17 protein-coding genes are annotated in these 18,496 nt (G+C 63.9%); 8 read left to right on the forward strand and 9 right to left on the reverse strand.

The annotated features are described in order from the left end of the window. Positions 1 to 2 precede the first annotated feature (2 nt). The 6 genes from IAG25_RS23455 (at position 3) to IAG25_RS23480 (ending at position 5,315) form a co-directional block, all read left to right on the forward strand. The gene (locus tag IAG25_RS23455; protein ID WP_187606973.1) at positions 3 to 470 is read left to right on the forward strand and encodes a cupin domain-containing protein; all 468 of its coding nucleotides are present in this window, start codon (positions 3 to 5) and stop codon (positions 468 to 470) included. 11 nt (positions 471 to 481) lie between these two features. Further along, entirely contained in the window at positions 482 to 2,044 is a 1,563-nt protein-coding gene (locus tag IAG25_RS23460; RefSeq protein ID WP_187606974.1) for a glycerol-3-phosphate dehydrogenase/oxidase, read from the forward strand. Between the two features lie 121 nt (positions 2,045 to 2,165). Beyond that, entirely contained in the window at positions 2,166 to 2,564 is a 399-nt protein-coding gene (locus IAG25_RS23465) for a VOC family protein (RefSeq protein WP_187606975.1), read from the forward strand. 61 nt (positions 2,565 to 2,625) lie between these two features. Further along, positions 2,626 to 3,276, forward strand: a complete 651-nt coding sequence (locus IAG25_RS23470) for a twin-arginine translocation signal domain-containing protein (RefSeq protein WP_187606976.1) — start codon at positions 2,626 to 2,628, stop codon at positions 3,274 to 3,276. 36 nt (positions 3,277 to 3,312) lie between these two features. Beyond that, entirely contained in the window at positions 3,313 to 4,896 is a 1,584-nt protein-coding gene (locus IAG25_RS23475; RefSeq protein WP_187606977.1) for a GMC family oxidoreductase, read from the forward strand. A gap of 89 nt (positions 4,897 to 4,985) precedes the next feature. Next, a complete protein-coding gene (locus IAG25_RS23480; RefSeq protein WP_035500266.1) occupies positions 4,986 to 5,315 on the forward strand; it encodes a ribbon-helix-helix domain-containing protein in 330 nt (109 codons plus the stop codon). 45 nt (positions 5,316 to 5,360) lie between these two features. Here IAG25_RS23480 and IAG25_RS23485 read toward each other — a convergent pair whose 3' ends face one another. Next, the gene (locus IAG25_RS23485) at positions 5,361 to 6,089 is read right to left on the reverse strand and encodes a class I SAM-dependent methyltransferase (protein ID WP_187606978.1); all 729 of its coding nucleotides are present in this window, start codon (positions 6,087 to 6,089) and stop codon (positions 5,361 to 5,363) included. Positions 6,090 to 6,200: 111 nt separating this feature from the next. Here IAG25_RS23485 and IAG25_RS23490 point away from each other — a divergent pair, with 111 nt between their 5' ends. Continuing rightward, positions 6,201 to 7,262, forward strand: coding sequence for a catalase family peroxidase (locus IAG25_RS23490; protein WP_187606979.1), 1,062 nt, complete (start codon positions 6,201 to 6,203; stop codon positions 7,260 to 7,262). Then, positions 7,259 to 7,792, forward strand: a complete 534-nt coding sequence (locus IAG25_RS23495) for a cytochrome b (protein ID WP_187606980.1) — start codon at positions 7,259 to 7,261, stop codon at positions 7,790 to 7,792. The genes IAG25_RS23490 and IAG25_RS23495 overlap by 4 nt, the downstream gene beginning before the upstream one ends. Positions 7,793 to 7,802: 10 nt before the next feature. On the opposite strand, the gene pdxR is transcribed toward IAG25_RS23495, so the two are convergent. From pdxR to IAG25_RS23535, 8 genes are all read right to left on the reverse strand, one after another. Further along, positions 7,803 to 9,320, reverse strand: a complete 1,518-nt coding sequence (pdxR, locus tag IAG25_RS23500) for a MocR-like pyridoxine biosynthesis transcription factor PdxR (RefSeq protein WP_187606981.1) — start codon at positions 9,318 to 9,320, stop codon at positions 7,803 to 7,805. A gap of 129 nt (positions 9,321 to 9,449) precedes the next feature. Continuing rightward, positions 9,450 to 10,763, reverse strand: a complete 1,314-nt coding sequence (locus IAG25_RS23505) for an MFS transporter (RefSeq protein WP_035500259.1) — start codon at positions 10,761 to 10,763, stop codon at positions 9,450 to 9,452. Between the two features lie 31 nt (positions 10,764 to 10,794). Continuing rightward, complete coding sequence (locus IAG25_RS23510) at positions 10,795 to 12,468, reverse strand: GMC family oxidoreductase (protein WP_187606982.1); 1,674 nt, start codon at positions 12,466 to 12,468, stop codon at positions 10,795 to 10,797. A 209-nt stretch (positions 12,469 to 12,677) separates the two neighbouring features. Then, entirely contained in the window at positions 12,678 to 13,502 is an 825-nt protein-coding gene (locus tag IAG25_RS23515; protein WP_250486411.1) for an IclR family transcriptional regulator, read from the reverse strand. 9 nt (positions 13,503 to 13,511) lie between these two features. Next, the gene (pta, locus tag IAG25_RS23520) at positions 13,512 to 14,525 is read right to left on the reverse strand and encodes a phosphate acetyltransferase (protein ID WP_187606983.1); all 1,014 of its coding nucleotides are present in this window, start codon (positions 14,523 to 14,525) and stop codon (positions 13,512 to 13,514) included. Positions 14,526 to 14,588: 63 nt separating this feature from the next. Continuing rightward, the gene (gene xsc / locus IAG25_RS23525) at positions 14,589 to 16,355 is read right to left on the reverse strand and encodes a sulfoacetaldehyde acetyltransferase (RefSeq protein WP_051626776.1); all 1,767 of its coding nucleotides are present in this window, start codon (positions 16,353 to 16,355) and stop codon (positions 14,589 to 14,591) included. A gap of 281 nt (positions 16,356 to 16,636) precedes the next feature. Next, positions 16,637 to 17,485 carry an IclR family transcriptional regulator gene (locus IAG25_RS23530; RefSeq protein WP_187606984.1) on the reverse strand — a complete coding sequence of 283 codons (849 nt, stop codon included), beginning with the start codon at positions 17,483 to 17,485 and terminating at the stop codon, positions 16,637 to 16,639. Between the two features lie 114 nt (positions 17,486 to 17,599). Beyond that, positions 17,600 to 18,355, reverse strand: a complete 756-nt coding sequence (locus IAG25_RS23535; protein ID WP_187607137.1) for an IclR family transcriptional regulator — start codon at positions 18,353 to 18,355, stop codon at positions 17,600 to 17,602. Positions 18,356 to 18,496 lie beyond the last annotated feature (141 nt).

Below are 18,496 nucleotides of genomic sequence, written 5' to 3' on the forward strand. Positions count from 1 at the left end.
CCATGCCGAAGATCGATATCGCCGCCGTGCCCCGGATAAAAGGCTCGGGATATCCGCCGCCCTTCGATGCGCCGTGCGCCGATCGCACCCGCCAGCGTCTCGGCGATGCGGGCGGTCTCGGTGATTTCGGCGTGAATCTGATGCATCTGCCGCCGGGCGGATGGTCGAGCCAGCGTCACTGGCATTCGCACGAGGATGAGTTCGTTCATGTCCTCGAAGGCGAACTGGTGCTGATCGAGGACGAAGGCGAAACGACCTTGCGCGCGGGCGATTGCGCGGCGTTTCCGAAGGGCACGGGCAACGGCCATCACATGATCAACCGTTCGGACCGGGTGGCCGTGTATCTGGAAGTCGGCAGCCGCGTGTATGAAGACCTCACGACCTGCTCCGATATCGACATGATGAGCGCCAACGCCGATGGCCGCTTCGTGCACAAGGATGGCACGCCGATCGATCCGGCAAAGCGCTAGTACGACTACCAGTGACAGACACCAAGCCTTCCGACCGCGCATCGCTGCTGCGCGAACTCGACAAAACGCCCGTATTCGATGTCGTCGTGATCGGCGGCGGCGCGAGCGGTCTCGGCACGGCCGTCGATGCGGCCTCGCGCGGTTACCGGACCTTGCTGCTGGAGGCGCGCGACTTCGCCAAGGGCACGTCGAGCAAGGCGACGAAGCTCGTTCATGGCGGCGTGCGTTATCTCGCGCAAGGCAACATCCCGCTCGTGCGCGAGGCGCTGCGCGAGCGCGGCCTGCTCGCGCGCAACGCGCCGCATCTCGTGCATGCGCTCGGTTTCGTCGTTCCGGCGTATCGCTTCGGCGACAAGCTGATCTACGGTGCGGGACTGAAGATGTACGACTGGCTCGCGGGCGCGTCGAACCTCGGCGCGAGCCGCAGCCTGAGCCTCGGGGAAACGCGCGCGATATCGCCGATGCTCGCCGATTCCCTCGACGGTCACGCGCTGCGCGGCGGCACGCTCTACTGCGACGGCCAGTTCGACGACGCGCGTCTCGCCATCGCGCTGATGCGCACGCTGTTCGATCTCGGCGGCCTCGCGCTGAACAATGCGGCCGTGCGCGGCATCGGGTTCGATCGTGCGGCGGGGCATCATCGCGTGTCGGTGACGGATGTCGAAACGGGCGATAGCCTCGACGTCGGCGCGCGCTGCCTCGTCAACGCGACAGGCGTCTGGGTCGATTCGATCCGCGCGATGGCCGAGCCCGGCGTGCGCCCGATCGTGGCGCCGAGCCAGGGCGTTCATCTCACGTTGCCGGGCCGCTTCCTGCAAAGCAACGACGCGATTCTCGTGCCGAAGACCAAAGACGGACGCGTGCTTTTCATGGTGCCGTGGCACGGCCATACGATCGTCGGCACGACGGATACGCCGCGTCAGGACTTGCCGCTCGACCCGCGCGCGAGCGACGAGGACATCGACTTCATTCTCGCGACGGCGTCGGATTATCTGTCCGTGAAGCCTTCGCGCGACGATGTACTTAGCGTATGGGCCGGCCTTCGTCCGCTCGTGAAGGCCGACTCGAACGCATCGACGGCGGCGCTCTCGCGCGAACATACGATCGAAATGAACGCGACGGGCATGATCACCGTGACGGGCGGCAAGTGGACGACGTATCGCCTGATGGCGCAGCAGGTCATCGATCTGGCCGTCGCGAAGCGGCTGTTGCCGGAGGCGCCTTGCCGCACGGCGTCGCTGCCGCTGCATGGCGCGACGGCGGAGCAGCACGGCCATTACGGTTCCGATGCAGCCGCTATCGAACGTCTGCCCGGCGCGCATAACTTGCTGGTGAAGGCCAGCGGGCTGACCGAGGCGCAGACGCGCTTCGCGGTTCGGGCCGAACTCGCGCGCTGTGTCGAAGATGTGCTGGCGCGGCGCAATCGTGCGCTGTTTCTCGATGCCGCCGCCGCCCGCGACGCCGCGCCGGAAGTCGCCCGGATCATCGCGGAAGAGCTAGGGCGAAGCGCGCAGTGGCGAGCCGAAGAGGTCGCGCGTTTCGATGACTTCGCGCGCACCTGGATGTTGTCGTAGCGGCTCGATTTCCCCGGCCGGCGCGCGTGCGCCTCGGGGAAACGCCTACTGCCCGATTTAACCCGCCATTACCCTTTGCGCGCGCCGCTTCCTACACTTGTCTCACAAGGAGGAGGCGCCCATGTCGAAACTCATTCACACGATGATTCGCGTGCAGGATCTGCAACGCTCGCTCGATTTCTATCAGAAGGCTTTCAATCTCGGCGTTGCGCATCGGCTGGATTTTCCGGACTTCACGCTCGCCTATCTCCGCAACGATGAAACGCACGCCGAGCTCGAACTCACCTGGAACAAGGGGCGCGCCGAGCCTTATACGCATGGCGATGGCTACGGCCATGTCGCGGTGAGCGTGCCGGATGTGAAGACGGAGCGCGAGCGTCTCATCGGCCTGGGGCTTACGCCCAACGACGTGCGCGAGTTCAAGAACGACGACGGCTCGCTGATCGCGCGATATTTCTTCATTCAGGATCCGGACGGTTACAAGATCGAAGTGCTGGAGCGTCACGGGCATTACGAGTAGTCACGGCGGCACCGCGGGACCACATACAAAAGTTGTTGCAGCACCCCACAAGGAGAGAGACATGCGAGACACGATCATTCCGATCGTCGCGCAGCGGCGCGCGCACGATGCTGGACATCATCACGATCACGATCACGATGAAATCGCCGCCGCCCCGCCGAAGATCGCACTGACGCGACGCGAGTTCCTGCGCGGCACCGGCGTGCTGGTCGGGACGATCGCCGCGACGTCGATTTTCGCGAGTCTCGCGCCGAGCCGCGTCTGGGCGCTCGAGATGCAGGGGCTCAGCACGCATCAGGGCGAGGTGCTGCTGCAGGTGACCCGCCAGATCTATCCGCACGCGACGCTCGATGACGCCGTCTACGCGCTCGTCGTCAAGGATCTCGATGCCAAGGCGAAAGCCGATCCCGCAGTGCGTCAACAACTCGCCGACGGCGTTGCACAACTCGATGCGAAAGCCGGCGCCGACTGGACGAAGCGCGGCGCGAACGACAAGGCGCAGGACGTCGCCGCGCTCGCGGGCACGCCGTTCTTCAGCACGGTTCGCAGCACGGCCGTGGTTTCCCTCTACAGCAACCCGCTGGCCTACGAGCACTTCGGCTATGGGGCGTCGAAGGGCGATGGCGGCTATCTCTATCAGGGCTTCAATAACCTGACGTGGCTGCCCGATCCGCCCGCGGCCGACAGCGGCCCGATTCCGAAAGACAGCTAACCCATCAGAGCGATCCGACGGAAAACGGAGACAGACATGTACACGGACAACAAGGTGCAGTTCAGACACACCGACGATCACGTCGTGGTGATCATCGGATCCGGGGCGGGTGGCGGGACGCTCGCCAACGAACTCGCGCAGAAGGGCGTCGACGTGGTCGTGCTCGAAGCGGGCGCGATGCACACGCAGGGTGATTTCGCGACGGAAGAGTGGAGCGCGTTCAAGCAGCTCTCGTGGCTCGACAATCGCACGACGTCGGGTAACTGGCGCGTCGCGAAGGACTTTCCGAACCTGCCCGCGTGGATCTGCAAGACGGTAGGCGGGACCACCGTTCACTGGGCGGGCGCGAGCCTGCGCATCCAGCCGCACGAGTTCAAGGCGAAGACGACCTACGGCGACGTGCAGGACGCCAATCTGCTCGACTGGCCGGTCACGCGCGCGGAACTCGATCCTTACTATGACCGCGCCGAGAAGAAGATGGGCGTGACGCGCACGAACGGCAATCCGGGCCTGCCGGGGAACAACAATTTCAAGGTCATGTCGGCGGGCGCAACGAAGCTCGGCTACAAGGAGTGCAACACCGGCCACATGGCGATCAACAGCACGGTGCGCGACGATCGCACGCACTGCTTCCAGCGCGGCTTCTGCTTTCAGGGCTGCCGCACGGGCGCGAAGTGGTCGACGCTCTACACCGAGCTGCCGCGCGCGCAGGCGACGGGCCGCATGGAACTGCGCCCGCAGTCGCATGTCGTCAAGATCGAGCACGATGCGCGCGGCAAGGCGACAGGCGTCGTCTACTACGACAAGGACGGCAAGCTGCAGCGGCAGAAGGCGCGCGTCGTCGCCGTGGCGGGCAATGCGATCGAGACGCCGCGCCTGTTGCTCAACTCGCATTCGAGCAAATTCCCCGATGGCCTCGCGAACGGCTCGGGCCAGGTGGGCCGCAACTACATGCGGCACACCACAGGCTCGGTCTATGGCGTGTTCAACGACAAGGTCGAGATGTACAAGGGCACGACGATGGCCGGCATCATCGAGGACGAATCCGTGTTCGATCCGAAGCGCGGCTTCGCGGGCGGCTATCACCTGGAGACGCTTTCGCTCGGGCTGCCGTTCTACGCGGCGTTTCTCGATCCGGGCTCCTGGGGACCGAACTTCGCGGCAGCGATGGATCAGTATCAGTACACGGCGGGCATGTGGATCGTCGGCGAGGACATGCCGCGCGAATCGAACCGCATCACGCTCAATACCGACGTGAAGGATCAGTACGGCCTGCCGGTGCCGAACGTTCACTTCGACGATCATCCGAACGACGAAGCGATGCGCGAGCACGCGTACAAGCAGGGCAGCGCGGTCTACGAAGCGGCGGGCGCGAAGGCGACGTATCTCGTGCCGCCGTATCCATCGACGCACAATCTCGGCACGGCCCGCATGAGCGCGAAAGCCGGCGACGGCGTCTGCAATTCGCACGGCCAGACGCACGAAGTGGCGAACCTGTTCATCTCCGATGGCAGCCAGTTCACGACGGGCGCCGCGGAAAACCCGACGCTCACGATCGTCACGCTGGCGATCCGGCAGGCGGATTACATCGCCGGGCAGATGAAGCAGCGCAGGGTTTGACGCGATTGCCGGTCGACACGTAGCGGAGTAGCTTTTTCAGTTGGCCGTCGTGCGCGCGCGCGGCGGCCCGTTTTGTGGAGGCTTTCGTCATGTGTGGGGTGTATATCAACGCCGACCCGATCCTCTATGAGTCGCGCACGCGTTCGCTGCGCATTCATGGCGTGATCACGACGGTCCGGCTCGAAAATCTGTTCTGGGACGTGCTGCAGGAAATCGCCGGGCGCGAGAATCTGACGACGAGCCAGTTCGCCGTCAAGCTCTACGACGAACTGATCGCTTTGCGCGGCGAGGTGCCGACCAACTTCGCGTCGTTTCTGCGCGTGTGCTGTCTGCGCTATCTGTCGATGCGAGAGGCGAAGCAGAATGCGGAGAGCGAGGCGGCGGGGGCGGTTGCGTTGCGGGTGTTGAAAACCGGGTAGGGTTGGCGCGTTCGAGCGCGGAGGGACCCGGGGTCGCTGCGCCCCTCACCGCTCCACGGCAACAAGCAACATCATCGGCCGCTCGACCTCTTCCGCCAGCGCAGGCATCGCGCCGACCTGCTCCCGCGTCGGTCCCCACTCGATCAACCGTCTGAGCGTAAAACCGCAATCGATGAGCGTATTGACGAGCGTCCCCATCGTCCGATGCTGCTTCACGACGCCTTCCGCAAGCCAGTTCGTCACGCGTGCGCCTTCGTTCTGATAACCGTCGAGCGGCCAGATCTTGCGTCCATCGCGGTCCACATCGAACGCGGGATTGCGCGGCGCCATATAAATCGGATGCTCGATCGAGAAAACGAGCCTGCCGCCCGGCACGAGCGCCCGATGAATCGCAAGCATCAGGCGCGGCAGATTCTCTATGTAATGAAACGCGAGCGAGCTATAGACCAGATCGAAACCCGAATCGGCTAGTTCGACGCTCTCGAGATCGCCGAGCCGATACGCAACCGCCGGATGCGCATTCAACGCTCCGGCCCGTTCGAGCATCTTCTCCGACACATCCACACCCGACACATGCGCCGCGCCATGTTCGGCCGCCCATCTACAGAACCATCCATATCCGCATCCCAGATCGAGCACGCGGAGCCCGCGCATCTCCGGCAAGAGCGCGCGCAGCGCGGGCCATTCCGGCGCGCCATCGAGCCCATGAATCGATCGATTCAGCCGGCTATAACCCGAAAAAAAATCCGGGTCGTCGTAAATGTTCTGCGTCATGCGGGCAACTCCAGATAAACAGGGGTATCTGCGAATTTTGCGCGTTGCTGGCACGATTCCCCTCACGCTGCTAGATTACCGTGCAACAGAATCGTTGATCGAGAGACTACGATGGCTGACAAACCCGCTTCCCCCCGTTCGCCCCTTCCCGCGCTGATCCTCATCGCGGCCGTCGTCGTCGTGCTGGTCGCGGCCTTCGCCTACACGGGAGGCTGGCTCACGCCGAATCGCCTCACGCCGGCGAAGATCGTCGGCAGCCTCGCGCCGCCCGGCGGCGCGGTGCCGGGGTTCAGGCGCAATCACGCGAAGGGCATCTGCTTCACCGGCGATTTCGAATCGAACGGTTCGGGCGCGGCGCTCTCCAAAGCGAAAATGTTCATGCCGGGCACGTATCCCGTCACCGGCCGGTTCAATCTCGCGACGCCGGACCCGAAAGCATCCGACGCAATGGCCCGCGTGCGCGGCCTGAGCCTGCGCATCGTGATGCCCGATGCAAGCGAGTGGCGCTCCGCGATGATCGACGCTCCGTTCTTCCCCGTCGCGACCCCGCAGGCCTTCTACGACCTGCAGCGCGCGCTCGCGAACAAGAACGACCCCGAGTCGATGCAGAAGTTCGCCGCCGCGCATCCGGAGATCGGCGCGTTCGGCGCCTGGGCGGGCAGCGCGCCGTGGACGGCCTCGTATGCGGACGAACGCTACAACAGCCTGAACAGCTTCGTCTTCACGAATGCGGAAGGACAGGATCAGACGGTGCGCTGGTCCTTCATTCCGGCCGCAAAGCCCGAGAACCTGACGCCGGACGAGCTGAAGCAGAAGGGCGCGAATTTCCTCGATGCCGAGATCACGCAGCGCGTGCAGGGCGGGCCGCAGCGCTGGGCGATGGTCGTCACCGTCGCCAATCCCGGCGATCCCACCGCCGACCCGAGCAAGGCGTGGCCCGAAGACCGGCACACGGTGGAAGTGGGCACGCTCGTCGTCAAGGCCATCGAGCCCGAGCCGGACGGCGCGTGCCGCGATATCAACTTCGACCCGACCGTGCTGCCATCCGGCATGCGCGTGTCCGACGATCCCTTCCCCGCCGCGCGCTCGGCCGCGTATTCCGTATCGTTCAATCGACGCACCGCCGAGGACAAGGACTACCCGCACACGCCCGCGCAAGGAGCCAAGCCATGAACGCGATCAACGAGCGGTTCTCGCCGCTGCAACGCGCCCTGCACTGGATCATGGCGATATGCATTCTCGCGATGCTGTTCATCGGCGTCGGCATGGTGTCGACGGTAAAGCCGGACTACCTGACGCTCGTGTCCATCCACAAGCCGCTCGGCGTCGCGATACTCGTGCTCGCGCTGATTCGTCTCGCGGTGCGGATCGCACGCGGTGCGCCGCCGCTGCCCGCGAACATGCCCGAGCCGATGAAGCTCGCCGCGCATCTCTCGCACTATGCTTTTTATGCGCTGATGATCGCGTTGCCGCTGCTCGGCTACGGGATGCTGTCGGCGGCGGACTATCCTGTCGTGATCTGCGGCTGGCGCTTGCCGTCGCTTCTGCCTCATAGCAATTCATTGCACACGCTGCTCTGGAACGCGCATCGCTTTCTCGCGCTGTGCTTCTTCGCGTTGATCGTCGTGCATCTCGCGGCCGCGCTGTTTCATGCGCTCGTGCGGCGCGACGGCGTGTTTCATGCGATGGCGCCGTGGAAGTAAGCGCGAAGGCTCAAGGGCGCCGCTGCTGCACGACCTGCGCCAGCGCCCGCACGCCCGGCTCGATCAGCTCCGCGCGTATCGCTGAAAAGCCCATGCGGAAGCATCGCTGACCATCGGCGGGATCGGCGAAGAACACGCTGCCCGGTTCGATCAGCACGCCGAGCGCTTGCGCGTCTTTCGCGAGGCGCGTCGCGTCGAGCCACGGCGGACCCTCGACCCAGCACGATGCGCCGCCCGTCACCTTCGACGCGCGCAACTCCGGCAGATGCGTGGCGAGCGCATCCATCAGCACTTCGGCGCGCTCCTTGTAGACGCGCCCGAGCTTGCGCAACAGCGTGTCGTGATGACCGAGCGCGAGAAAAGTCGCGAAGGCGCGCTGAATGTATGCGGCCGGATGCCGGATCATCAATCGGCGCAGCGCGCGCAATTCGCGTATCAAGGTGCGCGGCGCGACGATATACCCGAGTCGCAAGCCCGGCGCGAGCGTCTTCGATAGCGAACCGATATACACGACGCGTTCCGCCGTATCGAGGCTCTTCAGCGCCGGATGCGGCGTGCCGGAAAACGTGTTCTCGCTCTCGTAGTCATCCTCGATGACGATGAAATCGTGCTTCACCGAAAGATCCAGCAGCCTGCGCCGCCGCTCGATCGGCATCGTCACCGTAGTGGGGCATTGATGGCTCGGCGTGACATACACGTAATCGCACTGGGCGATCACGCTTTCATCGTCGATGACGACGCCGTCTTCATCGACCTCCAGCGGAACGATCTGCGCGTTGTGATGCTGGAAGATATTGCGCGCATCGGGATAGCCGGGGTTCTCCATGCCGACTTTCGTTTGCGTCGCGCAAAGCAGATCGCCCATCAGATACAGCGCCTGCTGACAGCCGTTCGTGACGACGATCTCGTCGGGCATCGCGAACACGCCGCGGCGCGGCAGCACGCGCGTGCGAATCTGTTCGACGAGCGTCTCGTCGTCGCGTTCGATCAGATCGGGCGCCCAGTTGCGAATCTCCATCACCGACAGCCCGTGCATGCAGCTCTCGCGCCAGTCGCTCGTCGGAAACAGTTCGGTATCGAATTGCCCGTAAATGAAGGGATATTCGTAGCTCTGCCAGTTCGACGGCTTGACGATATTGCGCTGATGCGAGGGCGCATGCCGGATGCGTGCGCTCCAGTCGGGATGACCTTGCTGTGCGTCGATGGCTGTCGTGTCGGCGACGCCCGTTGCGGTGAAGCCGCGCTGCAATTCATCCGTCGCCGGATTCACGAAATGGCCGCTGCGTTCGCGCGACACGAGATAGCCTTCTTCGACGAGTTGCTGATACGCGAGCACGACGGTATTGCGCGACACGTTGAGCTGATCGGCGAGCTCGCGGCTCGAAGGCAACGCGGAATCGGGCGCGATATGACCGCTCAGGATCGCATTGACGATCATCTGACGGATCTGGTTCTGCAGGCTCATCCCCGAGACCCGCGAACGTTCGAAAAGCTGCGCCCAAAGCGTGGCGGCTGGGCGTGTGGGCATGCATGTCTCCTGCGAAATGTTCTGGTGATATCCAGATATTACGTGCGGCTTGCACCGCTTGCCAGTGCAACAAAAAGCCGCCGCGCCGAGGGTCCGGCGCAGCGGCTGTCGATGTTCACGCGAGAAGGATCAGCCCACGGAAAACGCCATCTCGCGACGCTGCCTCAGCCCGACCCAAGCCGCCGACAGCGCGCTGATGATGCCCGCCGCGAGGCAATATCCCGCGATCATCCACGGATCGCCGCCGTTGCGCTGCAAGAGCCAGGTCGCGACGATCGGGCTGATGCCGCTCGCGAAGATGCCCGAGAACTGATACACGAACGATATGCCCGAATAGCGCACCTTCGCATCGAAGAGTTCGGAGAAGAGCGCGGCTTCGGGACCGTAGATCGATGCATACACCACGCCCAGCGGAATCACGACCGCGAGCCACGCGAGCATCGTGTTGCCGCCGCTGTTCTTCATGAGCCAGAAGCCGAAGAACGCGGAGAGTCCCGTCGCGAGCGAGCCCCAGAAGTAGATGCGCGCACGCCCGACGCGATCCGAAAGACGCCCGAAGAACGGAATCGTGAAGATCATCACGAACGCGGCGACCATCACGCCGAGCAGCGCATCGGTGCGTTGCAGATGCAGCGTCCCCGTGAGATACGAAATCGAGAACACGCCGAACACATTGAAGAACACGCCGTCGATGAAACGTGCGCCCATGCCCGCGATCGTGTTGCCGGGATACTTCGAAATCACTTCGAGGATAGGCATGCGCACTTCGCTGCCCGTCTTCTGGATGCGCGCGAATTCCGGCGTTTCCATCACGTTCAGGCGGATATACATGCCGATGACCACGAGCGCGAACGACAGGAAGAACGCGACGCGCCAGCCCCACGCAAGGAACTGCGCATCGGTCAGCGTGAGCGACAGCCCCGCGACGACACCCGACGACAGACACAGCCCGAGCGCGAGACCGATCTGCGGAATGCTCGCGTAAAAGCCGCGCTTGTTCTCCGGCGCATATTCGAAGGCCATCAGCACCGCGCCGCCCCATTCGCCGCCGAGACCGATGCCTTGCAGCACGCGCAGAAACAGCAGGAGCGAAGGCGCCCAGATGCCGATCTGCGCATACGTCGGCACCATGCCGATCAATACCGTCGCGACGCCCATGATCGTCAGCGTCATCACGAGCATGCTCTTTCTGCCGACGCGGTCACCGAAATGGCCGAAGATCACGCCGCCCAATGGCCGGCTCAGAAAGCCGACGGCGAAGGTGCCGTAGGCGAGCATCGTCGAGATGAGCGGATCGCTGTTCGGGAAATACAGCTTGTTGAAGACGATGCCGGCGACCACGCCGTATAGAAAAAAATCGTACCACTCGATCGTCGCGCCAATCAGGCTGGCGACGACGACCTTTCTCATCTGCTTGCCATCGGTTCGGGGCAGTGCGTTCATGGTTGTCTCCTGATGTGTGTGAGACTTGTGCTCAGTCTCTCTGGCCTGCGTGGGCCACGGGTTTTTCCACAACGACTTCGGGTACGTCTTCCACGCGCGTGACGTGCTGATAGCGCCGGTCTTCGAGGATCATGTCGGCGGCTTTCTCCGCGATCATGATGACGGGAGCGTTCGTGTTGCCCGACACCAGCTCGGGCATGATCGACGCATCGACCACGCGCAGGCGTCCGATGCCGCGCAGCTTCAGGCGTTCGTCGACGACCGCGAGCGCGTCGCTGCCCATCTTGCAGGTGCCCGCCGGGTGATAGATCGACTGACTGAACTTGCGCGCGACATCGAGCAGCTCGGCATCCGTCCCATACTGCGAACCGGGAATGAACTCCGACACGATGTGCTTCGCGAGCGAAGGCGCGGCGGCGATGCGGCGCGCCACCTTGATGCCGCCGATCACGACGGGATGATCGCGTTCGTCGGAAAGATAGTTCGCGTGAATCGCCGGATAGTTCAGCGGATCGTTCGAGCGGATCTCGACGCTGCCGCGGCTGTGCGGCCGCAACTGACACACCGACGACGTGAACGCCGAGAACGGATGCGCGCCCTGGCCGGGTTTGTCGGCGGAAAGGGGCTGCATGTGAAACTGGATGTCGGGACGCGCGACGTCCGGCGACGAACGCGTGAAGATCGCGACCTGACTCGCCGCGAGCGTGAGCGGCCCGGTGCGCGATAGCGCGTATTGCAGACCGATCAGCGCCTTCTTCAGTGGATTGTTGACCTCGTCGTTGAGCGTGCGCTCGCGCGTCTTGAAGACGAGCCGCACTTGCAGATGATCCTGGAGATTGCGGCCGACGCCGGGCAGCTCGTGTCTCACCTGCACGCCCGCGTTGTTCAGCACCCTCGCGGGACCGACGCCCGAGTTCTGCAGAATCTGCGGCGAGCCGATCGCGCCGGCCGCGAGAATCACTTCGACGCGCGCACGAACCGTCTTCACGACGCCTTCATGCACGTACTCGATGCCCGTCGCTTCCTTGCCGTTGAACAGCACCTTGCGGGTCTGCGCGCGCGTCTGCACGATGAGATTGCGGCGATCGCGCACCGGCTTGAGAAAGCCTTTCGCGGTGCTCCAGCGAAGACCCTTATAAGCGGTCTGCTGAAAATAGCCGACGCCTTCCTGCGTCGCGCCGTTGTAGTCCGTGTTGAACGGGATGCCGATCTCCTGCGCCGCCGCGATGAAGTGATCCGCGATCGGGCGACGCAAACGCAGGTCCGATACCTTCAAGGGACCGCCCGCGCCGTGATACTCGCTCGCGCCGTGCTCCTGATCTTCCGACTTTTTGAAGTAGGGCAGCACGTCCCGGTAGCTCCATCCGGCGTTGCCGAGTTCGGCCCAGCGGTCGTAGTCCTCGCGCTGGCCGCGCACATAGAGCAGCCCGTTGAGCGAGCTGGAGCCGCCGAGCACCTTGCCGCGCGGCCAGTCGATGCTGCGTCCGGCGACGGCATCGTCCGCTTCGGTGCGATAACACCAGTCGAGCTCGGGATCGTGCATCGTCTTGAAGTAGCCGACGGGGATATGAATCCACGGGCTCGTGTCTGGGCCGCCCGCTTCGAGCAACATGACGACGTTGGACGGGTCGGCGCTCAGACGGTTGGCCAGCACGCAACCCGCTGAGCCCGCACCGACGATGACGTAATCGACTTCCTGCTGCATGACACCTGTCTCCTGAAGTCTTCTTTTGGAACGAATCGTTTCGTTTGCGTTTCGTTCAATGTGGAAGAAGCGGGCAAGGAAGCCAAGAGAAAAGCGCGGAAGCTCGCGAAAGTGAAACGGAAAATGCGAAATCCGATTCAGAAACAGGAGGGCGATTCGGGTTGTCCCTGAGATTGATTCGCCATCCGAAATATCGATGCTGCGGCGCGTCAGAAGGTCGCCGTGAGATCGGCAGCGGCTTCCTGAAGACGCGGCACGAAGGTCAGCGCGCGCGACAAGGCCATGCGCGACACCGGACCATGCACGGCGATGGCCGCGATGCATTTGCCGCGCGAATCGAACACCGGCACGGCGACGCACGCGATGCCCAGCACGAACTCCTCGTTATCGACAGCGATGCCCTTGTGCGCGATGCGATCCAGTTCCGCTTCGAGCAGGTTCGGATCGTCGAGGGTATTGGGCGTAAAGCGTTCGAGCCGCATCGCGCGGATGAGCGCGGCGCGTTCGTCGCGCGGCATCGTCGAAAGAAGCAGCTTGCCGCTCGCGCTGCAATGCGCGGGCACGTGCGAGCCGGGCTTGAGTTCGAGCCGCAGCGCCCACGGCGATTCGCAGCGATCGAGATAGAGCACCTGCGTGTCGTGCAGCGTGCTCAGGTTGCAGGTCTCGCCGAGATCGGCGACGAGTCGCTCCAGAATTGCGTGGCGCTGACGCCTTGCGCCGCTGTGCATCATCACGTCCACGCCCAGCCGTTCGAGGCGCGGACCGATCACGTACGCATTCTTCTGGCCCGGCTCACGCGCGACGAAGCCGCCCGCTTCGAGCGACTGCAACATGCGATGCAGCGAGGCCTTCGGCTGCCCGATGATGTTCGCGAGTTCCGCGAGCGACAGCGCGCCCTTTGCCGCAACGAGATGTTCGAGCACGCTGAACGCGCGCAGCGTAGGCGTGTCCGTGCGCGCGGCGTGGTCGATGAGCGCCGCGCTTTCCGTCGATTCAGGTTGAACGAAGGCTTCGGTATCGGCTCGCGTATCCATGATGCGCACTCACGCCGTCTGATGTCGCGCGGCCTGCGCCTGCACGCAGGTTACGGCGATCACGTGATAGATATCGTCGGCGCTGCAGCCGCGCGACAGATCGTTGGCGGGTTTGGCGAGCCCTTGCAGCAAGGGTCCGATAGCCTTCGCTCCGCCGATGCGCTCCGCGAGCTTGTAGCCGATGTTGCCCGCTTCGAGACTCGGGAAGATCAGCGTATTCGCGTGGCCTTCGATCTGCGAGTGATGCACCTTGCGCATCGCGATCTCCGCGACGATCGCGGCATCGAGCTGCACGTCGCCGTCGATGGCGAGGCCGGGGCGCGCTTCCTTCACGCGCCTCGTCGCATCGATAACCTTGTCGACGGCTGCATGGTGCGCGCTGCCGCTCGTCGAGAACGAGAGCATCGCGACGCGCGCATCTTCCATCAGGAGGCTGCGCGCACTGTCGGCGGCGGCCAGCGCGATTTCGGCGAGCTGCTCTGCATTCGGCTCGACGACGAGCGCGCAATCGGAAAAGATGAGGCCACCTTTCATCGTATGAAAAGGCTCGCACAGCATCATGAGGAAGAAGCTCGAAACAAGCTTGAACGACGGCCGCACGCCGATGATCTGTATCGCGTTGCGCACGACGTCCGCCGTCGTGTTGACTGCGCCGGACACGGAGCCGTCCGCCTCGCCCGTGCGCACCAAGAGATTCGCGAAGCAGAGCGGATCGAGCACGGCGGCGCGCGCCTGATCGGGCGTCATGCCTTTCTTCTCGCGCAGCGCGAAAAGCTCCTCCGCGAAGCGTTCGGTATGTGAGGAATGAGAAGGATCGATCACGTCGATGCCTTCGAGATCGATGCCCGCGCCATCTGCAACCTGAAACGCACGCGCTCGCGCGCCCACGAGCACGATGCGCGCGATGCCTTCCTTGTGCGCGCGTTCCGCCGCCTGAAGCACGCGCGTATCTTCGGCTTCGGAGAGAACGATGCGCATCGGCAGGTCGCGAGCCTGATCGATGATGCGATGCATGGCTTTCATGTCGGGCTCACTGTCATGGTTAAGAAAACGCCGCTCCGGGCGCGGAGCGGCGTGGCGCAGGACTTAGACGTAGTCCTTGTACTTGTCGAGCGTGCGCACCGGCTTCGAGAGTGCGTCGCGGCGGAACGGATCGCCGAGTTCGCGCGTGCACATGATCTCGATGATCGTCGTCTTGCCGTGATTCATCTGCAGATCGATGGCCTTCTTCAGCGCAGGCCCGACATCCTCCAGCTTGTCGACGACGATGCCTTCCGCGCCCATCGCCTTCGCGATCTCGGCGAAGCTCTGGTTGTCGAGCTCGCCCGCAACGAAGCGGCGATTGTAGAAGTCCACCTGATTCTTCTTCTCCGCGCCCCACTGACGGTTATGGAACACGACAGCCGTCACCGGAATGTTATGGCGCACGCAGGTCATGGTTTCCATCAGGCTCATGCCCCAGGCGCCATCGCCTGCATACGAGACGGCCGGACGATGCGGTGCCGCAACCTTTGCGCCGATGATCGTCGGGAACGCGTAGCCGCAGTTGCCCCAGCTCATCGCCGCGAAGAAGCTGCGCGGCTTGTTGAAGCGCAGATAGCTGTTGGCGACCGAGTTGATGTTGCCGATGTCGGTCGACACCATCACGTCTTCCGGCATCGCCTTTTCGAGCTCGCGCAACACCTGACGCGGATGCAGATACTGGCCGCCGCTGAAGGGCTTCTCGTTCTTCTGCTCTTCGATCATGTCGAGGCTGTACGGATCGCGCTCGTGCGTCCAATCGTCGAGTTCCTTCTCCCATGCTGCCTTTTCCGTGGCGATGGTCTTCGCGCGGGCGTCCTTCGTCGCATCGCAATCGAGCTTGCGATCGGCGAGCCGCTGCGTGAGCGCGATGGCCGTCGCCTTCGCATCGCCGCAAATACCGACGGAAATCTTCTTCACGAGGCCGAGCATCTTGTGGTCCGCGTCGATCTGGATGACCTTCGCTTCCTTCGGCCAATAGTCGAGGCCGTGCTGCGGCAGCGTGCCGAACGGTCCGAGCCGCGAGCCGAGCGCGATCACGACATCGGCTTGAGAGAGCAGCTTCATCGCGGCCTTCGAGCCTTGGTAACCGAGCGGGCCGCACCACAGCGGATGATTCGCCGGGAACGAGTCGTTGTGCAGATAGCTGTTGACCACCGGCGCGCCGAGACGCTCGGCGAGCGCCTTGCATTCCTCGATGGCATCGGACATCACCACGCCGCCGCCCGAGATGATGACGGGGAATTTCGCTTCGGCGAGCAGATCGGCGGCTTCGTTCAGGCTCTGATCGCCGCCGGGGCCGCGATCGAGACGCTGCGGCTTCGGAATCTCGACCTTGACCTGGCCGTAGAAGTAGTCGCGCGGAATGTTGAGTTGCGTCGGGCCCATCTCCGACATCGCGCGGTCGAAGCAGCGTGCCGTGAACTCGGCCATGCGCGCCGGGTGCGTCACGTGGCCCTGATACTTCGTGAATTCCTGGAACATCGGCAATTGCTTCGCTTCCTGGAAGCCGCCGAGGCCGATGCCCATCGTGCCCGCTTCCGGCGTGACGATCACGACCGGGCTGTGCGCCCAGTACGCCGCCGCGATCGCCGTCACGCAATTGCTGATGCCCGGGCCGTTCTGACCGATCACGACGCCGTGACGGCCCGACACGCGCGAATAGCCGTCGGCCATGTGGCCCGCGCCCTGTTCATGCACGACCGGAATCAGGCGGATGCCGGCGGGCGCGAAGATGTCCATCGCGTCCATGAAGGCCGAACCCATGATGCCGAACATCTCGGTCACGCCATTGGCGGCGAGCGTTTCGACGAATGCTTCGGACGGGGTCATCGACTGCGGACCGGCGGGCGCCGCGCTGGTGGCGGCGAGAGTGGTCTGGGAAGGACGGGCTTGGTCGTGCTCGCTCATGAGTGTCTCCGGGTGAAATAAATCGGAACGTTTGGTTCCGGAATATGTATCGTGAAGACATCGTAGGACGAGCCGATTTCGGCGTCAACCAGTTTTTCAAATAAATGGAATGTTTTGTCTCTAAAAAATTCGGAATTTTTAGCGATGGTGAGCGGGAAGCGCCGCCGGGGCCCGCGCGGCGGGCGTCTCGGCGGGAGAGTGGACTAGCGCGCTGCGGGGCGCTGGCGCGCCATGAGCGTCAGTCCATCGGAGGAATCGATGAGCGTTGCGAGCTTCACGGCGGTCTCGCGCAACTGCGGAACCGCCTGGAGCAGGTCGTTGAGATTGGCGCGGGCGGTCGGGGCGTGCGCGGCGAGGCACGCGAGCACGCGTCCGGTCGCGGCATCGGTGATGGGCACCGCCACGGCCACCATCCCCAGCACGAACTCCTCGTTGTCGATGCCGATGCCACGCGCGGCGAGCCGGTCGAGCTCGGCTTCGAGCAGCGTGCGATCGGTCAGCGTGCGATGCGTTTTCTTCGTGAGGGTGAGGCGACCGAGGATCTGGCGACGCTCGGCGAGCGGCATCTGCGAGAGAAACAGCTTGCCGCTCGCGGTGCAATGCAGCGGCACCCGCATGCCGGCCTGCATATGCAGGCGCAGCGGTTCGGCCGTCTCGACGCGCTCGATATAGAGGACCGTATCGCCATCGAGCGCGGTGAGATTGCAGCTTTCGCCCGTGGCATCGACGAGCGAGCGCAGGATCGAACGGCAGGCGCGCGTGAACGCGTTGTTGGCGAGCGTGGCGAGCGCGAGCTGGGCGGCGCGGGGTCCGAGCGCGATGCCGCGGTCCGTGCCGCGCGAGTCGGGCATGTGCGTGACATAGCCTTGCGCTTCGAGCGAATCGATCAGTCGCAGCAAGGTCGCCTTGGGAATGCGCACGCGCGCCGCTAGTTGCGACAGCGTGTAAGCGTGACCGGCCGCAGCCAGTTGTTCCAGCACGGCGAGCGGACGGAGCGTGCGCGATTCATCGCCGGCATGCTCGGCGGAATCGAGATGTGTGACGTTGCGCATGGGCCGGAAACGGAACGTTTGGTTTCGAATTACGGCTACTTTACGCGCGTGTCCCGTCACCGCGCCACAATTTTCGGAATGCCGGGTTGCGTTTTTATTGCTTGGAGAGCCTGTTCAACCGAACGTCTTGCCCAGCTCCGCGGCGGCTTCCTTGAGACGAGGGACCATTTCCAGCGCCCGCGACAGCGGCGTGCGCGATACCGGCGCGTGAACCGCGATCGCCGCGATGCATGTGCCGCCCGCATCGGCGATGGGCGCCGCCGCGCACACGATGCCCTGCACGAACTCCTCGTTGTCGATCGCGACGCCCTTCTTCGCGATGCGGTCGAGTTCCGCTTCGAGCATCTCCGTGTCGGTGATCGTGTTGGCGGTGTAGCGCTCCAGCTTCATTGCGCGCACGAGCGCATTGCGTTCGTCGCGCGGCTGAAGCGCGAGTAGCAGCTTGCCGCTCGCGCTGCACCAGACGGGCACGTGCGAACCGGGCTTCAGATCGAGCCGCAGCGGCCACGGCGCTTCGACGCGGTCGAGATACAGCACTTCGTTCTCGTGCAGCATCGTGAGATTGCAGGTTTCGCCGAGATCGGAGACGAGCCGCGTGAGGATCGCGTGCCGCAGCCGTCGCGCGCCGGCGTGCGTCATCACATTGAGGCCGAGTTGCGCGAGGCGCGGGCCGACCACATAGGCGTTCTTGTCGCCCGGCTCGCGAATCACGAGTCCGCCCGCTTCCAGCGACGCAAGCATGCGGTGCAGCGAAGGCTTCGGCATGCCCATGTCGTCGGCCATGTCCGTCAGCGACACGGGGCTGCCCGCCTGAACCAGGTATTCCAGCAACGCGAAGGCGCGCAGCGTGGGCGTGTCGGGCTTGTCCATCGGCATGGTTTCCATGTGAATTCGTTCGACATTATTTTAAATGAGGTGCCGATCGGCGCCGTATAGGCCGTTTGGATAAAAATAAACGAAATGAATTGTTCCGAAAAAATATAATTGATATGCTGGAGCCTCTGTCACGGG

Origin of the sequence: Caballeronia sp. EK, assembly GCF_014384845.1 — a bacterium.
Lineage (GTDB): Bacteria > Pseudomonadota > Gammaproteobacteria > Burkholderiales > Burkholderiaceae > Caballeronia > Caballeronia jiangsuensis.

Bases quoted from the DNA above. Each gene is read 5' to 3' on its own strand.
- IAG25_RS23455 (WP_187606973.1), top strand. From the start codon at position 3: ATGCCGAAGATCGATATCGCCGCCGTGCCCCGGATAAAAGGCTCGGGA.
- IAG25_RS23465 (WP_187606975.1), top strand. From the start codon at position 2,166: ATGTCGAAACTCATTCACACGATGATTCGCGTGCAGGATCTGCAACGC.
- IAG25_RS23470 (WP_187606976.1), top strand. From the start codon at position 2,626: ATGCGAGACACGATCATTCCGATCGTCGCGCAGCGGCGCGCGCACGAT.
- IAG25_RS23475 (WP_187606977.1), top strand. From the start codon at position 3,313: ATGTACACGGACAACAAGGTGCAGTTCAGACACACCGACGATCACGTC.
- IAG25_RS23480 (WP_035500266.1), top strand. From the start codon at position 4,986: ATGTGTGGGGTGTATATCAACGCCGACCCGATCCTCTATGAGTCGCGC.
- IAG25_RS23485 (WP_187606978.1), bottom strand. From the start codon at position 6,089: ATGACGCAGAACATTTACGACGACCCGGATTTTTTTTCGGGTTATAGC.
- IAG25_RS23490 (WP_187606979.1), top strand. From the start codon at position 6,201: ATGGCTGACAAACCCGCTTCCCCCCGTTCGCCCCTTCCCGCGCTGATC.
- IAG25_RS23495 (WP_187606980.1), top strand. From the start codon at position 7,259: ATGAACGCGATCAACGAGCGGTTCTCGCCGCTGCAACGCGCCCTGCAC.
- pdxR (WP_187606981.1), bottom strand. From the start codon at position 9,320: ATGCCCACACGCCCAGCCGCCACGCTTTGGGCGCAGCTTTTCGAACGT.
- IAG25_RS23505 (WP_035500259.1), bottom strand. From the start codon at position 10,763: ATGAACGCACTGCCCCGAACCGATGGCAAGCAGATGAGAAAGGTCGTC.
- IAG25_RS23510 (WP_187606982.1), bottom strand. From the start codon at position 12,468: ATGCAGCAGGAAGTCGATTACGTCATCGTCGGTGCGGGCTCAGCGGGT.
- IAG25_RS23515 (WP_250486411.1), bottom strand. From the start codon at position 13,502: ATGGATACGCGAGCCGATACCGAAGCCTTCGTTCAACCTGAATCGACG.
- pta (WP_187606983.1), bottom strand. From the start codon at position 14,525: ATGAAAGCCATGCATCGCATCATCGATCAGGCTCGCGACCTGCCGATG.
- xsc (WP_051626776.1), bottom strand. From the start codon at position 16,355: ATGACCCCGTCCGAAGCATTCGTCGAAACGCTCGCCGCCAATGGCGTG.
- IAG25_RS23530 (WP_187606984.1), bottom strand. From the start codon at position 17,485: ATGCGCAACGTCACACATCTCGATTCCGCCGAGCATGCCGGCGATGAA.
- IAG25_RS23535 (WP_187607137.1), bottom strand. From the start codon at position 18,355: ATGGACAAGCCCGACACGCCCACGCTGCGCGCCTTCGCGTTGCTGGAA.